Raw genomic sequence first — 15,422 nt, 5'->3', positions numbered from 1 at the left:
CCCACGCGGCCAAGGCCGTTGAGGATGCGCTTGCTCCGGGGGGCGGAGAGCTCTGTCCTCAGACCAGTTGCACAGCTTTCTTTGCATGCGTCATCCAGTCACGGGCGCTCGTTGGCGCGCGCCCACAGGGAGGGGACCCACATGAACGACGATGAGGCCTGGATGGCGTGGTTCATCAAGGAGTACGACGGGACGGAGGACCCCGATCTCCGCGCCGAGCTTCTGATGTGTCACGGTATCCACCCCCAGATTCTGGCGTCGGAGCGGCGGCGTCTCGCCCGCCGCGCGCAGAGTCGGCCCACGGAGCAGCAGACGACCACCCCCTTCGTCCCGCACGTGCCTCGCACGTCCCGCGCCACTCGCCGCCCCACCACCCCTCGGCGCGTGGGTGGCCCCCGCACCTACCGGATCAAGGTCACCCGCACCAAGAAGATCCGCACGGCCAAGCGAACCGCGACTGTCGTGACCGTGACGACGACCTTCACCACGGTCACGACCGTCACCACGGTCACCACCATCAACAGCTGATCCCCCTCTGCTTTTCCTCGTAGGCTGTCCTGATTTGTTTCACCGGGGGTGCCGGCCTCATGCACCGGCACCCCCGTACCCCCCCACGTGTCCTCGGTTCGTTTCTCTCATTCGAGACAGGTGCCTCATGACCGACCGGCAGTTGGCCGACCCTTCGCTCCTGCCCGTGATCGACACGGTGATCCGACAGTCCTCGACCGTCCTGAAGACGTATCAGGTCGACCCGGGACTGATACAGGAGCACGCCAACGGTGAGCGTCGTATCACCCAGGGCGGCTACGGCGAAAGGCAGCTGCTCGAACTCGTCCAGAACGCGGCGGACGAGATCGCGGCATCACCCGGCGGCAAGCTGCACGTCGTCCTGACCGAAAGCCACCTCTACTGCGCGAACGAAGGCACCCCGGTCACGCCGGAGGGCGCCGAGACGATCCTGCGCATGAGTGTCTCGCGGAAGCGCGGGGGGCAGATCGGCCGCTTCGGCGTCGGCGTCAAGTCCGTGCTCTCCGTGAGCGACTCGCCCCAGTTCTTCAGCGGGAACGGTGCCTTCGGTTTCGGCTTCGACCGGGAATGGTCCGCCGCCGAGATCGCCCAGGCCATCGGCCGGCAGGGCGACATCGACATGGACACCCCGGTGCTCCGCATGGCCCGGCCCCTCGACGTCGAACAGGAACGTGCCGACGACGACGTGCTGGACAAGCTCCTGCGCTGGGCGACCACCGTCGTCCGCCTGCCCCTGATGCCCGGTGCCGCAGAGCGTCTGGGACGGGACATCAGCGGGTACAGGAGTCGCAGTGGGCGGGTGACGGAAGCCTTCCCTGCCCACTTCCAGCTGTTCTCCTCCCACGTCGGACAGGTGCTCCTGCACGACGAGCGCACCATGCCCCCCGCGCGCCGGGAGATCTCCGTCGAATCCAAGGACGTACACCGCACCCTCAAGGAAGTGGCACGCGGCGCCAAGCAGACCACTGAGCAGTGGAAGGTGTTCTCCGTCGCCCACTCTCCCACCGACAAGGTCGCGGACACCGCCGGCGAGTTGCACAACCGTCCGGTGCTGGAAATCTCCTGGGCGGTGCCCGAGTACACCGTCCGCAACGGCCTGTACACCACACCCGTCGGCAGGGGATCGTTCTGGGCGTTCTTCCCGACGAAGTACGAGGTGTCGCTGACAGGCATCCTGAACGCCCCATGGAAGACGAACGAGGACAGACAGCACCTCCTGGACGGCAGCCCCTTCAACCGGGAACTGCTGCAGGTCGCGGCCCGGTTGGTGGTCGATACCCTGCCCCGGCTCGTGCCTGCCGAGGACCCCGCCGCATATCTTCCCCTGCTGCCGGGCCGCACCAAGGAGAAGCTCAACTGGGCCGACGACTACTTCCTCCGGCAAGTGTGGGAAACAGCTGCCCAGCGCCCCTCATTGCCTGACCAGAACGGCGAACTCCAGGTCCCCCGCGACCTGTTCATCACGCCGTCGAATCTCGACAAGGAATGGGTCCGGATCTGGTCGGAGTACAGCGGCCGCCCCACCAACTGGGTGCACGCATCCGTCGACGCCTCCGACACCGCCCTCCGCCGCGGCAAGATGACGCACATCCTCGACGCGGCCGGGAAGACGTCGGAGAACGTCAAGGATTGGCTCGAGGCGCTCGTCGCCGACGGCTCCGCGGAAGCCTCGTGCCACGCCATCGAGATCCTGTCGCTGATGGTGCTCAAGGATCAGGCCGCGCGCTTGCGCGAGGACTCCGCTCTCACCGCCGAGGCCCGCAAGGCCCGGATCGTTCTGACCGAGGAGCACGGGGTCGTCGCCCCCGTAGCCGGTGAGATCTTCCATCGAACCTCCGCCGACACGCTCCGCGACGACATGGTCTACGTCCACCCGGCGATCTCCGAGCGCCCCGAAATGGCGCGGCATCTGCACAACATCGGCATCAGGGTCGCCGATGCGCAGGGACGGTTCGAGGGCGTCCTCGACCAGGGGTTCGACAACTACGACGACAACTCGTGGTCGAACTTCTGGATCCTGCTGCGCAGCGCCGGCGGTAGCGCGAACGTCGACCGCATTCGTGCCAAGGTGCCCAGGCCGCTGAAGACCCTGCGCGTCCGTACCATGGACGGTCGGTACAGGCTGATGCGCGACTGCCTCCTGCCCGGACCGGTGGTGCCTCGCGACGGAAACCGCGACAAGGCCATCGCCGTCGACCTGGATTTCCACGAGAGCGACAGACCGGTCTTCCGTGACCTAGGGCTGTTCGATCGCCCTACCGGCGGATACCGGCCCCACGAGGAGTCGTGGTTCGAGGAATACCGTCAGGTCGTCCACGACTCGCACCTGCGCAGTCTGCCGAGCGCCGCCCCGCGGCCCAGCATTTCCCGCCTCTCGGTCGAGGGTGCTGCGACGTTGGGGCCGCTGCACCTGCTGCCTGCGCTGTCCGAGGAGGGCCGCGCCGCCTTCGTGGCGGCTCTGCCGGCATCCGACATCTCGCAGCACTGGCAGATGCAGTACGGAGCCACCGCCAGCACCCGCAAGGCCGTGATGTCCCCGCTGCGTTGGATGATCTCCAAGCATGGCCTCGTGAAGACTTCCTTGGGACTGACCCGGGTGTCCGAGGCCGTCGGTCCTCAGCTCAAGGCTTTCCGCACGGTGCTCCCCGTCGCCGAGATCGCGGAGGAGACGGCGCGGAAGCTGAACATGCCCACGACCTCCGACGAGGTGCCCACCCGGCGCTGGGGCAAGCTGTTGGACCTCGTGCTCAAGAGCGAGGACGACGCTTTCATCGGTCGTGCGTACGCCCTGCTGCACAGGGTCGGCTTCGAGTTCCCGGAAGGCGTGCCCACCCGCTGCCGGGTGGGATCCTCCTGGGAAGGACGCCCTGACAACGAGATCGCCGTCGCGCTGAACGAAGTGGAGTTCAAGGAGCTCGTCCGTGAGCGCCTCCCCGCGCTCCTGGTCACCGACAAGGCGGACGTGGCCACGGCGAAGGAGATGATCGAGGAATGGGGGATGCTCAAGGTCTCCGACGTCATCAGCAGAGAGATCGAGACCATCAAGACCGGGCGGGCCGTGTCCCTGTTCGAGGAGTTCACGACGGTCAAGGCGCGCCTCGGTCAAGCGGGCAGCAGCTACAAGATCCAGCGCTGCTCCGAGCTCGAGCAGGTGGTGCGCACGCCCATGGGCAGCAAGCGCAAGTCGCTCAAGTTCGCCAAGAAGGGCCAGACCCTGTTCGTACTGGACTCCCTCGATCGGCTGCAGGTTCTGCAGGCCGCCGATGAGGAGTTCAAGTGGGGCTTCGGCGTGGCCGGCTGCAGCCAGGCACTCGCCCTCCAGGACAGGCAGGAGCACGACCAGGCTCTACAGGGGCGGCTGCGCGCTGTGCGGGAAAGCGAGAGCGTCATCGACAAGATCGCTCTGCTGATCGGTGAGGAGGCCCTGCGTGGCGAACTTCCGCCCGGCCTCATGGAGAGCGAGATCCAGGAGCAGGGCGCCGAACCGAACCCTCGGCGCGTCGCCGAGATGGCTTTCAACGCCCACGGCGAAGCGATCCTTCGGGTCCACTCCCGGGATCTCGCTCTGGACTTCCCCACCCGCGCCCCCAGCTCCTTCACCGGGAACACGAAGGCCTTGCGTTTCGTCACCGACCTCGGGTTCCCGGACTCCTTCGCGGGCGCCCAGGTGCCCTCGCTGGATCCCCGCCTCGAAGTCGACGGTCCGTCCGAGTTCCCTTCCCTGCACCCCTACCAGGAGGAACTCGCGCAGGCGCTGCTCGCTCTGCTGGAGAACTCGGTGCCCCAGCGCGGGATGCTCAGCCTGCCGACCGGATCCGGCAAGACGCGTGTCACCGCGGAGGGAGTGATCCGGTGGATCCGTGATCGGAAGGATCTGCCCGGTCCGGTCCTGTGGATCGCCCAGACCGAAGAGCTGTGCGAGCAGGCCGTGCAGAGCTGGAAGTTCGTCTGGTCGAAGGTCGGTCCCGAGCTTCCCCTGGTCATCAGCCGGCTGTGGGCCTCGAACGAGGCGACCCCCGTCGACGGACGCCCGCACCTGGTCGTCGCCACCGACGCCAAACTGGACAGTTGCCTGGAAAAGGAGGACTACGCCTGGTTGAGGGAGGCTGCCGAACTCGTCATCATCGACGAGGCGCACACCGCGATGTCTCCGCGCTACACACGGTTGCTCGAACAGCTCGACCTCACGCACCGTCGTACCGGTCGTCACCTGGTCGGACTCACCGCGACCCCGTACCGGAACAACGAGGAACTGACCCGGCTGCTCGTGCAGCGGTTCGGCCACCGCCTCGACACCGACGTCTTCGACGGCGATCTGTCCGTCGCCATCAAGGGGTTGCAGCAGATCGGTGTCCTTGCCCAGGTCAAGCACCGAGAACTGGTGGGCGCCGACATCGCGCTGACGGCGGACGAGCGTGCCCAGTCCGAGAAGTTCTCCACCTTGCCCAAGGGCGCCGAGCAGCGGCTGGCCGAGGACCACGGACGCAGCCAGCGCATCGTCGACGAGATCGCCGCCATGCCCTCCGACTGGCCGGTGCTGGTGTTCGCCACCTCCGTGGCCCACGCCAAGCTGCTGGCCGCCAAGCTCGGTGACCGGGACATCAGGGCCGCCGCGATCGACTCGACCACGCCCCCCAACGAACGACGCAAGCGGATCGACGACTTCCGCAAGGGCGGGATCCAGGTCCTGACCAACTACGGCGTGCTCACCCAGGGATTCGACGCACCGGCCACTCGCGTCGTGGTCGTGGCCCGCCCGACGTACAGCCCGAACATCTACCAGCAGATGATCGGACGCGGTCTGCGCGGCCCGAAGAACGGTGGCAAGGAGAGCTGCCTGATCCTGAACGTGCGGGACAACATCACGAACTTCGGCGAGGAACTCGCCTTCACCGAGTTCGAGTACCTGTGGAGCGAGGGCCAGTGACCGTCACCCCGCTCACCGAGCATCGACTCACCGACACGCAGCAGGCCGTGGTGGACCAGCCCTGGGACGCCCGGGTGTTGGTCACGGCCGGAGCCGGCGCCGGCAAGACGCACACCCTCGTGCGGCGGCTCGACGTGTTGGTGGAGCGCGAGGAACTGGAGGCCGGGGAGATCCTGGTGCTCAGCTTCTCCCGTGCCGCCGTGCGCGAACTCACCGAGCGGATCGAACGGCATGCCGCCGCCGCGCAGCGGATTCGTGTGCAGACCTTCGATGCCTGGGCCGCAGCTCTGCTCAACCGCGCCTACCCGGACACGGACTGGGGGGCGTACACCTTCGACGAGCGTATCGAGGCCGCCACCGAGGCGATCGACAAGGGGGCGGTCGAGGGCGGCGAGTACCTACCGGCCCATGTGGTGATCGATGAGGTTCAGGACCTCGTGGGTGTCCGTCGGGAGATGGTCGAGGCACTGCTCGACCGATTCCAGGAGAACAGCGGCTTCACCGTGGTGGGTGATTCGGCTCAGGCGGTGTACGGATTCCAGGTGTCCGACCCGGATCAGCGGGCCGAGGAGACCGACCGCTTCCTGACCTGGGTGCGTGCCACCTTCGGTGAGGACCTGGTGGAACTCCACCTGGGCGACAACTTCCGGGCCCGCAGCGAGGTTGCCCGGATGGCCCTGCCCTACGGTACCCAGTTGCAGCGACTGCCCCGCGATCGGGCCGAGGCCGCCGCCGAGGCCGAGCGTATCCACGGTGATCTGCGTGCTCTGCTGCTCTCGACACCGAACTTCGGGAGCCTGGAGGACGAGTTCGTGCGGGCAGCACTGCGCGACTATCCCGACACCACCACCATCCTGTGCCGCGACAACGGCCAGGCACTGACGTTGTCCGGCATGTTGGCCGACGCCGATGTCCCCCACACCCTGCAGCGGTCGGCGCGCGAACGCTCGGCTCCTGTGTGGATAGCCGAACTCCTCGCCTCGACCGGCGCGTCCACTCTGAGCCGGGAGCGCTTCGAAGAACTGTTGGTCGACCTGCAGATCCCGGTCGGTAGTACATCGGAGGCGCTGTGGAGATCGGTGCGCAAGGTGGCACGGGGCAGCGGTCGCGGCACCGTCGATGTCGTCGGGCTGCACCGGGCGTTCGCCGAGGGCCGACTGCCCGACGAGCTCACCGCGGCACAGCCGTCCTCGCTCGTGATCTCGACCGTGCACCGGGCCAAGGGCCTGGAGTTCGACCGGGTCCTGATCGTCGAACCACGCGTACTGAGGGAGCCGCCCCAGGTCCGGAAGAAGAAGTACGACTACGACCCTGCGGCGGAAGCCCGGCTGCTGTACGTGGCCATGACCCGGGCCCGGGATGATCTGTACGTCCTGGACGCCCCCAACTCGTGGCTCCTCCGGAAGGACAAGAGGATCGACCGCTGGTACCTGGGTGGTCGCAGCACCTGGGCCCGCAACGGCATCGAGATGATCGGCTCGGACGTGTCCCATGAGCAGCCTCCGGGCACGGAGGGAATTCACCAGGACGCTGCGGAGGTGTCGCGGTACCTCTTGGCCGACGTCACCGCCGGTGCCGAGGCGCAGCTCGTGCTGCTGCACGGCATCCCCGTCGCCGCCGACCAGTCCCCACCGTACGCGGTGGTGGTCGGTGGCCGACAGATCGCGGTGATGTCGGAGCGCTTCCGCACCGACCTGCACCGTATGCTGCGCCGCACCGCGCACTCCGAGGTCGATCGCTGGCCTCCGCTGATCACCGGTCTCCGGGTCGAATGTGTGGAGAGCGTGGCGGGCATTCCTGCGGCGACCGAGGCCGCCGGGCTGGGTACACACGGTGCGTGGGTCGCACCCCGGTTGTGCGGTCTGGGGCGCTTCCAGTGGTACGCGGACGGGCAGGAGGGGAACGAAGGATGAGCGGGGCGACCCACCAGGCACATTACGAGGTGTGCGACTCGCTCGTCGGCGCCCTGAGGCAAGACCTGCTCGGCCCTGTGGGTGGTCCGGACGAGGTTCTCACGGACGATGCGCCGATCACCATGTACCCGGTCGGCGTGCTGTTCCCGCGTTCGCAGGCGGACCGGTCCGGTATCTCGCCCCAGAATGGTCCGGTCGAACAGGGAGAGCTGGAGTACGAGCGGGACGGGCCCGACGTGGCGCCACTCGGCAACCGTCGGGACCCCGAGGAAGGCCCCGGCGATCTGGGCGTCTCGCTGGCGAACGTCCGGATGCCGTCGTCCATCGGCCTGACATTCGCCGTGGACCCGAGGGTGTCCGCACGGATTCGGTTGACCGTACACGCTGCCGTCTACAGTCCCGAGGACGCCGAGGGGAATCCGGTGTCCGCCAAACGGACCGAAGCACGGAGCACGAAGGCCCAGCGGGAACATTGGCGTCGTTCCGCCCTGCGCATCGAGCCCGTCGAGGTGGACGTCGCACAGCCCGGCCTGCTCAAGCCCTTCGACCTCCATCCGGGTCTGGAACTGCGTGTGTTGGTCCGCCCCCGGTCCGAGTCGGACCTGACGGTGACCGTGACGGCCACGGTCGTCAACAGTCTGAAGGTCGGGCAGTACGACCTCCGGGACGCGCACTGCTTCTACCAACCGGAGTTGATCGTCACCGCTGAGGACGGCAGCAGCCCGGTGTTCGTGGCACGGCCGACCGCTCTGGACGCGGTCGACTCGGAACATGCGCTGAGCCGCCTCCTGTACCGGCATGCGCCGAGCTTCGCCACCGGCCATGGCTGTGCGGCGCATTGGGACTGGCCGCCACCTCCGGTGGGATCCGTATCGATCGATCGTCCGGCCGTCACCACCCTGCGGACCGAGTTCGTCCCCTCCCAGGAGGTGTTGCTGACAGACTCCAACCCGGAGATCGACGACAAGGCGCTGACCATGTACCGGCTGGGAACGGACCCGGCCCACGAGGTCGTCTCGGCCCTTCGCGCCTTGCTGAGCGGATACGAGTGGTGGATCGAGACCCAAGAGGTTCAGGCCCGCCTGTTGCACGACACGGAACACGGCGAAATCGCGGCCGAACAGGTCCACCTCTGCCGACGAGCACTGCGCCGGATGCGCGAAGGCGTGGATCTGCTGGAGGACACGGAGCAGCCGAACATTCTGCGCGCGTTCCAGCTGGCGAACCTCGCGATGGCCGACCAGCGGGCACGTACCGCGTGGATCAAAGGCGGCAGGTCGGGCGAACCGGATAGCCAGGCCGGGCGGTGGCGGCCCTTCCAGATCGCCTTCATCCTGCTCTGCCTGGCCGGGATCGTCGCTCCGGACCACGACGACCGAAAGGTCTCCGACCTGCTGTGGTTCCCCACAGGTGGTGGCAAGACGGAGGCGTACCTCGGCCTGATCGCCTTCACCACCTTCCTGAGGCGCCTGCGGGACGGAGAGGACGGGGCGGGCGTCACGGTGCTCATGCGGTACACGCTCCGGCTACTCACCCTCCAACAGTTCGAGCGCGCAGCGGCGCTCATCTGCGCGATGGAACTACTGCGGGCAGCCGATCCGGCGAGCCTGGGGCACGAGGAGATCTCCATCGGCATGTGGGTGGGTCGTTCGGCGACCCCCAACACGTTGGCCGTCGCCACGAGCAAGCTGGCCGATCTGGTGCGCAACGAAAATTTTCAGTTGGAGACCGAGAACCCGGTCCAACTGCGCAACTGCCCTTGGTGCGGCGAATCGTTGCGGGCGGTGGACTACTCGGTCGATGAGGACGCCGTACGCATGATCGTCAACTGCCCCTCCGGCACGTGCGACTTCCACTGGGGAGGGCTGCCGGTACACCTCATCGACGAAGCCATCTACGCCCATCGACCGACCTTGGTCATCGCAACGGTCGACAAGTTCGCCTCGATGCCGTGGCGACCCGCGTCGGCGGCCCTGTTCAACCGGGACGTGGACGGAGTGCGACCGCCCGAGCTCATCGTCCAGGACGAGCTCCATCTGATCTCGGGCCCGCTCGGCACGCTGACCGGTCTGTACGAGACGGCCGTGGACGCCTTGGCGGATCGTCCCAAGGTCGTCGCCTCGACCGCGACCATCCGACGCGCCGACGAGCAGGGCACCCGACTGTTCGCCCGTTCGGTGGAGCAGTTTCCGCCCTCGGGCCTCGACTCCCGGGATTCCTGGTTCGCCGTGGAGACGCCACGGGAGCGGAAGGCGGCCCGCCGCTACGTCGGCCTGCTGACCTCCAGCACCAGCCAGGCCACCTTGCTGATCCGGGTGTACGCGTCGCTGCTCCATCGGGCTCACACCCATGATGCTCCGCCTGAGGTGAAGGACGCGTATTGGACCCTGATCGGCTACTTCAACAGCCTGCGACTGCTTTCGGCGGCGGAGCTCCAGGTCCTCGACGACGTCCAGGAGCGTCTGGGACACCTCGCGCTGCGTGACGGAGTCAAGGTACGCCGCGCCGACGCCCTCACGGAGTTGAGCAGCCGGGCGAATTCCAGCGACATCTCCCGCCGGCTCAAGGCCGTGGAACGACATCTCCCGATGCCGGACGTACTCGACGTGCTGCTCGCCACCAACATGATCTCCGTGGGAGTCGACGTGGACCGACTGGGGCTGATGGCAGTGATGGGTCAACCGCAGACCACTGCGGAGTACATCCAGGCGACGAGCCGGGTCGGCCGGCAACATCCCGGTCTCGTCGCGATCATGCTCAACTCCACTCGCTCACGGGACCGTTCGCACTACGAGGACTTCCAGAGCTTCCACTCGGCCCTGTACCGCGAGGTGGAGTCCACCAGCGTGACCCCCTTCTCCGCCCGGGCCCGCGACCGAGGACTGCACGCCGTGGTGGTGGCTCTGGCCCGGTTGATGCTGCCGGTCGCACGGGCCAACGACGCGGCATCACGCGTAGAGGACTTCGTGATGGACCTCCGCGAGACGGTCGGTACCCTCCTGCTCGAGCGGGTGGCGGCGGTCGAGCCGGCCGAGCTCGAGTCCACCACAGCGGCCTTTGAGGACTTCGTCGGTTGGTGGCAGGACGAGGCGCTGGCCAGCCCGAACCTCGTGTACGAGGCTCCGCGTGGCTCCCGCGTGCCCGCCCTGTTGGCCAACTACGACGACGAGTCGGCCGACGCCTCGCCGTGGAAGACACTGTGGAGTCTGCGCGATGTCGACGCCTCGTCCACCTTCTTCGAGGAGCGCTGAACCATGAGCCCCGCCCCGCCCCGCACCCGTCGCCGCGGCCTCCCGTCGACCCCGGCCCGTAACGCCCGCAAGCTCGGAGAGATCCGCCGGGCCCAGCTCATCACGACGTACGGCGTCGGAGCCATGATCGCGGTGGAGAACGAGTCCTTCCTCGTCCGCGGCATCGACTCGTGGGACATCTCCGAGGCTCCCGTCATCTCGGAGCCCCGTCTGGCCTGGCAGTTGGGCGTTTCCGGCTTCCGGATGCCACCGGCTCCCGATCCCGACAAGGCTCGGGACGGCGTACGGGCAGTGCGCTTCCCGGAGATGTACTCATGCCCCCACTGCCATCAACTGCAGCCCTTCCGCAAGTTCAACTCGCCCGCGGGTCGGGCCGAGTGCTCGACCTGTCAGGAGAACCTGGTCCCGTCCCGTTTCGTGATCGCGTGCACGCACGGCCATCTGGAGGACTTCCCCTACTGGAAGTGGCTCCATCGGGGCAACCGGACGACATCCGGGGCTTGCGGAGGGCAACTGACGTTCCGGGCCGACGGCTCGACCGCATCGCTGCGTGCCGTGTTGATCGGTTGCAGTTGTGGGGTGGAGGAGGTGTCCATGGAGGGGTCGTTCCGACGACAGGCCCTCAAGGACCTCGGCATCCGGTGCGCCGGCCGTAGCCCCTGGCTCAAGGACGCTCCGGCCGTGAGCTGCCAGGAGCCACCGCGCACCCTCCAGCGCGGTTCCTCCTCGGTGTGGTTCCCGGTCATGTACTCGGCTCTGTCCATCCCCCCGTGGAGCCAGGGCATCGCCAAGCTCGTCGCGCCGTACTACGAGATCTTCAAACATGAGGATGCCGCCTCGATCCAGGCGTACGTGCGCATGCAGAAACTGCTGCGTCACCACCCGGAGTACACCGGGAACGACGTAGTGGCCGAGGTCGAGCGGCGGCGCGCGGCCGAGGCCGCCGAGACGGAGCCGGCCGATGGAACGGAGATTGCCAAGCGCGCACGCAACTACCGGCAGGAGATCTACGAGGGCGAGTACCAGAGCCTGTCCACGCCGCACCCCGAAGTCGCGGACCAAGAGCAAGAGTTCGTCTGCGAGCCCCCCACCGCCCCGATCGGCGCTCTGCTCTCATCCCATGGCTTGGCTCAGGTGATGCTGATCAAGCGGCTGCGCGAGGTTCGGGCACTGCAGTCGTTCCGGCGCGTGGAGGAACCGAGTCCGGCGGACTCCCCACGGCGCGAGGCCGCGATCTCACTGGACCGGCCGAGCTGGCTGCCGGCCTTCGAAGTGAGCGGTGAAGGGGTGTTCGTTCGTCTCGACCCTGAGCGGCTGCGAATCTGGGAGCAGGAACCGGGGCAAGTCGCTCGCGCCACCCTGATCCGGGAAAATCACGAGAGGCTGCTGTCAGCACGTATTGGTGACTCGGGCAAGCCGGTTCCGCCCTCACCCGCTACGCCCCGTTTTCTCCTTCTGCATGCCCTGGCACACATACTGATCAACGAATGGAGCCTGGACGGCGGTTACCCGGCAGCTTCCCTTCGCGAGCGGATCTACGGAGAGGAAGACATGGCAGGCGTACTCGTCTACACGGCCACCAGCGACTCCGCCGGCAGCCTCGGCGGCGTCGTCGCCCAGGGTGAACCAGATCGTCTCGAAGCCTCACTTCGGGCTGCCCTGCACAGAGCGAGCTGGTGCTCGAACGACCCCCTGTGCATGGAGTCCGAGTCGAGCGGCGCTGACAGCCTGAACGTGGCCGCCTGCCATGCCTGTCTGCTGCTCCCCGAGACGAGCTGCGAGAACAACAACATCCTGCTCGACCGGGCAGCCCTCGTCGGGACACCGGACGGTCGAGTGCCAGGCTTCTTCACTCACTGACGCCCTGGCCGTCCGGGGCCGGCACGTACACCGGCCAGGCGAGAGGGGCTTGGCCGTACACCGCCCTCTTCCTGTCGGGCCTGCTGAGGGGCGTGCCCCCGAGGATTCGGTGGAGCGCCTGGCGGACCATTTCGCGGAGCTGTTCGCGGACGCGCCCGTACGAAGGACGGAAGAGAGCGAGGAGGGCCCGGAGGAGGAGTGATCCGCCCTTCGTCCTAGTCCTACAGGTGGGGAGGGCGCCAGGACTTCAGCGCCTCGATGGCTCGTTCTTTGCGGCTCTCGTCCAGCTCCAGTGCCGTGCACAGGACGTGCACGGCCAGGAGCGGCGGGATCGCGTTGCCGATCTGCTGCGCGACGTCGGTGCCTCGCCAGGGGTACTCGGCCGGAAAGGTCTGCAGCAGTCCGGCCTCGCGGAACGTGAACCGCTCCTGTTCCGGACCCAGTTCGGGCTCACCGTCCGCGTTGTAGCCCTTGAGGTCGTGCACTGTGTTTCGGCGCACCTTGCCGGTGACCGTGGCCGCCGGCGCGTCGGAGGCGCGGAGTCCTCGCTTCTTGGGATCACCCCCCGACCCGTAGTTGGAGCGGACGACGAAGTCCGTTGAACGAGAGTCCTTGAGCGCGTCGCCCATGGAGACCCATGGCTTCACCGAGTGGGAGGCCGGGGCACCGAAGAGCGGGCTCTGCTGGAGGGCAGGTGTCTGCACCTCGGATTCCTCCACCGCGGAGAGGCGCTTCGCCCCCTTGCGATAGCGCTGATGCGTCAGCGGCGGGAACTCGACACTGCGGCCTCTGCCAGCCCCCCGGTAACGGGCGATCAGCACCGCGCGACGACGTGTCTGTGGCACCCCGTATTCCTCGGTGTGCAGCATCTCGCAATCCGCGTCGTACCCGAGCTCGCAAAGGATCTCGCAGTACTTCTTCCATACGGGGAGGACGGTTGGGACCTGCTCCAGTACCACAACCTCATAGGGATCGGACTTGAGCTTCTTCTCGACGATCCACCGAAGCGGTTGGAGCACGAGTCCGGTGCGCTCGTCGGCCCATTCCAGGTCGACGGCTCTCCGCTCCACCTCCGCCCATGCCTTCTCCAGCTTCCCGACGGTCGTGCTGTCTCCCACGAGCTGGGCCAGGTCCAGCACCTCGTCGAGGGCTTTGTGTCCCTCCCGGTTACCCGCCACCGAGTAGGTCTGGCAGGGCGGACCTCCGGTGAGGACGCGGGCAGAGCGAACCTCGGGGTCGAGCGGGTTCAGCTTCGCCACGTCGCCCACCTCGGTGGTGCGTAGACCGGCGGCGTGCCGGGTCGCGCGGGTCGATTTCTCCCACTCCACACCGATAGCGCGTACTCCGAGCATCTCGGCTGCGATGTCCAGGCCACCCGGCCCCGCGAAGAGATCGACGATCACGGGTGGATCCTGGTTCGCGTTCATGAACGCGTCCGCGTCCGGATGTGGTGCTCGGGTCATGGGGTGCAAGTGTAGCCGGCCGGGCGTCCTGCGTTTGCGGGTATCAGGCAGACCTTCTGGCGCCCGCCATTTATGCCCTGACCAGGAAAATCTTCGTTCAGGAACGGAGCGCGTGGGCTATGGCCAAGCCCAGTGCCTCGCCCACCGGCGGCGGGGAGGCGTGGCCGACCTGCCGGTAGCGGGCCGTCTTCTTTCCGGTGATCTCCCAGTCCTTCGGGAAGCTCTGGAGCAGGGCTGTCTGGTCCACCGTGAGCCGCACCATGTGGTCCTTGCCGAGTTCCGGCGTCCACGTGAAGTCCCGTCCGGGGATCTCATCGCCCAGCGAGTGGCCGTTCACCCCCATTTTCTCCCACTTCCGCTTGGTTCCGGCCGGGCCCAGGTCGGCCCCACCGCGATTCTTCGACCCGCCGACCAGCGTCGGAGCCACGGTGGCCGCCTGGGCCGCCCATCGGTCGGCGTCTTTCCAGCCACGCGACCGCATGGAAGGTGCCAGGGCTTCGCCGGCCGACACATGATCCGTCACGGTCCGAGAGGGCGGCCGAAAGGCCGGGAACCACCGCTTCTTGAGCGCCACCAGCACTCCCTGCTTGCGGTCCTGCGGCACTCCGAAGTCGGCGGCGTTGAGGACGAACCAGGTGAACTCGTAACCGAGATGCTCCAGTTCGGCGCGGGCGAACTCGCGGAAGTCGTGGAGCCTGTCGGAGTCCGCGAGGGCGGGCACGTTCTCGACGACCATGGCCCGAGGCCTGACCGCGTGGGCGAGGTAGACGGCGGCCTTCAGCAGCCGCTCCTCCTCTCCCGACTCGGTCCGTGCGGCAGTGGCATTGGACTTCACCCGCGGCAGTCCCGCGGACAGCAGGTCCACGTCATAGCTCTCCGGGTGCTCGCTCGGGTCGAGGTCCAGAAGGTCCCCTTGAAGCACGTTCCAGTGCGGTCGGTTGGCCCGTAGGGTCCGGCAGGCATCAGCGTCCTCGTCCAGGAGCAGTGTCGGCTCGAAGCCGGCCTGCTCCAGTCCCAGGGCCAGTCCACCCGCCCCGGAGCACACGTCCACAAAGGTCAGCCCGCTCATCGATTCGTCCCCCGTCCCCGTTGGGCTCTGCGTCGCGTCACCGCCGCCGCGACGCGCAGGGCCACATCCTCCGGCGCTTCATGCTCCCAGAACCGCAGGACCTCCCACCCGGCGGCCACGAGGTGCTCGGTGGTCTCCGTGTCACGCGCCATGTTGCGGTCCAGCTTGTGCCGCCACCACTCTGCGTTCGACTTCGGCTGCGTCGCGTGCTCGGGGCAGCCGTGCCAGAAGCACCCGTCGATCAGAACGGCCACCTTGGCCCGGGTGAAGGCCACGTCGATGCGCCGCCGCGCCATGCCCGGCACGGGGTACTCCACGCGATAGCGCAGGCCCGCCGCGTGCAGCAATTGCCGCACGGCCAGTTCGGCGCTCGTGTCCTTGCTGGCCTGTCGGGACATGCGTGCGGAGACG

The 15,422-nt window shown here is 67.5% G+C and carries 8 protein-coding genes; 5 read left to right on the top strand and 3 right to left on the bottom strand.

The window, feature by feature from the left end; all coding sequences use genetic code 11:
- Positions 1-141: 141 nt before the first annotated feature.
- The 5 genes from ACZ69M_RS48315 to drmB all read left to right on the top strand — a co-directional run bounded on the left by ACZ69M_RS48315 (position 142) and on the right by drmB (position 12,479).
- Complete coding sequence (locus ACZ69M_RS48315; RefSeq protein ID WP_470060077.1) at positions 142-528, top strand: hypothetical protein; 387 nt, start codon at positions 142-144, stop codon at positions 526-528.
- Between the two features lie 127 nt (positions 529-655).
- The gene (locus ACZ69M_RS48310; RefSeq protein WP_470060076.1) at positions 656-5,455 is read left to right on the top strand and encodes a DEAD/DEAH box helicase; all 4,800 of its coding nucleotides are present in this window, start codon (positions 656-658) and stop codon (positions 5,453-5,455) included.
- Positions 5,452-7,368 (top strand): UvrD-helicase domain-containing protein, encoded by a 1,917-nt coding sequence (locus tag ACZ69M_RS48305; protein WP_470060075.1) that lies wholly within the window; start codon positions 5,452-5,454, stop codon positions 7,366-7,368. Before ACZ69M_RS48310 ends, ACZ69M_RS48305 begins: the two co-directional genes overlap by 4 nt.
- On the top strand, positions 7,365-10,619 hold the full coding sequence (locus ACZ69M_RS48300) for a helicase-related protein (protein WP_470060074.1): 3,255 nt from the start codon (positions 7,365-7,367) through the stop codon (positions 10,617-10,619). Before ACZ69M_RS48305 ends, ACZ69M_RS48300 begins: the two co-directional genes overlap by 4 nt.
- A 3-nt stretch (positions 10,620-10,622) precedes the next feature.
- Positions 10,623-12,479: a DrmB family protein gene (drmB, locus tag ACZ69M_RS48295; RefSeq protein ID WP_470060073.1), complete on the top strand. Its 1,857-nt coding sequence runs from the start codon at positions 10,623-10,625 to the stop codon at positions 12,477-12,479.
- Positions 12,480-12,700: 221 nt separating this feature from the next.
- On the opposite strand, the gene ACZ69M_RS48290 is transcribed toward drmB, so the two are convergent.
- The 3 genes from ACZ69M_RS48290 to ACZ69M_RS48280 form a co-directional block, all read right to left on the bottom strand.
- Positions 12,701-13,942: a DNA cytosine methyltransferase gene (locus ACZ69M_RS48290; protein WP_470060072.1), complete on the bottom strand. Its 1,242-nt coding sequence runs from the start codon at positions 13,940-13,942 to the stop codon at positions 12,701-12,703.
- A 97-nt stretch (positions 13,943-14,039) separates the two neighbouring features.
- The gene (locus tag ACZ69M_RS48285; RefSeq protein WP_470060071.1) at positions 14,040-15,011 is read right to left on the bottom strand and encodes a DNA cytosine methyltransferase; all 972 of its coding nucleotides are present in this window, start codon (positions 15,009-15,011) and stop codon (positions 14,040-14,042) included.
- Positions 15,008-15,409, bottom strand: coding sequence for a very short patch repair endonuclease (locus tag ACZ69M_RS48280; protein WP_470060070.1), 402 nt, complete (start codon positions 15,407-15,409; stop codon positions 15,008-15,010). Before ACZ69M_RS48280 ends, ACZ69M_RS48285 begins: the two co-directional genes overlap by 4 nt.
- Positions 15,410-15,422 lie beyond the last annotated feature (13 nt).

It is taken from the genome of Streptomyces sp. NPDC107454 (genome assembly GCF_055582885.1).
The sequence above is the reverse complement of the archived record's forward strand: the minus strand, read 5'-3'. Positions and strand labels throughout refer to the sequence as shown.

What these genes read in the sequence shown, in the direction of transcription:
- ACZ69M_RS48315 (WP_470060077.1), top strand. Translation starts at nt 142, where the DNA reads ATGAACGACGATGAGGCCTGGATGGCGTGGTTCATCAAGGAGTACGAC.
- ACZ69M_RS48310 (WP_470060076.1), top strand. Translation starts at nt 656, where the DNA reads ATGACCGACCGGCAGTTGGCCGACCCTTCGCTCCTGCCCGTGATCGAC.
- ACZ69M_RS48300 (WP_470060074.1), top strand. Translation starts at nt 7,365, where the DNA reads ATGAGCGGGGCGACCCACCAGGCACATTACGAGGTGTGCGACTCGCTC.
- drmB (WP_470060073.1), top strand. Translation starts at nt 10,623, where the DNA reads ATGAGCCCCGCCCCGCCCCGCACCCGTCGCCGCGGCCTCCCGTCGACC.
- ACZ69M_RS48290 (WP_470060072.1), bottom strand. Translation starts at nt 13,942, where the DNA reads ATGACCCGAGCACCACATCCGGACGCGGACGCGTTCATGAACGCGAAC.
- ACZ69M_RS48285 (WP_470060071.1), bottom strand. Translation starts at nt 15,011, where the DNA reads ATGAGCGGGCTGACCTTTGTGGACGTGTGCTCCGGGGCGGGTGGACTG.
- ACZ69M_RS48280 (WP_470060070.1), bottom strand. Translation starts at nt 15,409, where the DNA reads ATGTCCCGACAGGCCAGCAAGGACACGAGCGCCGAACTGGCCGTGCGG.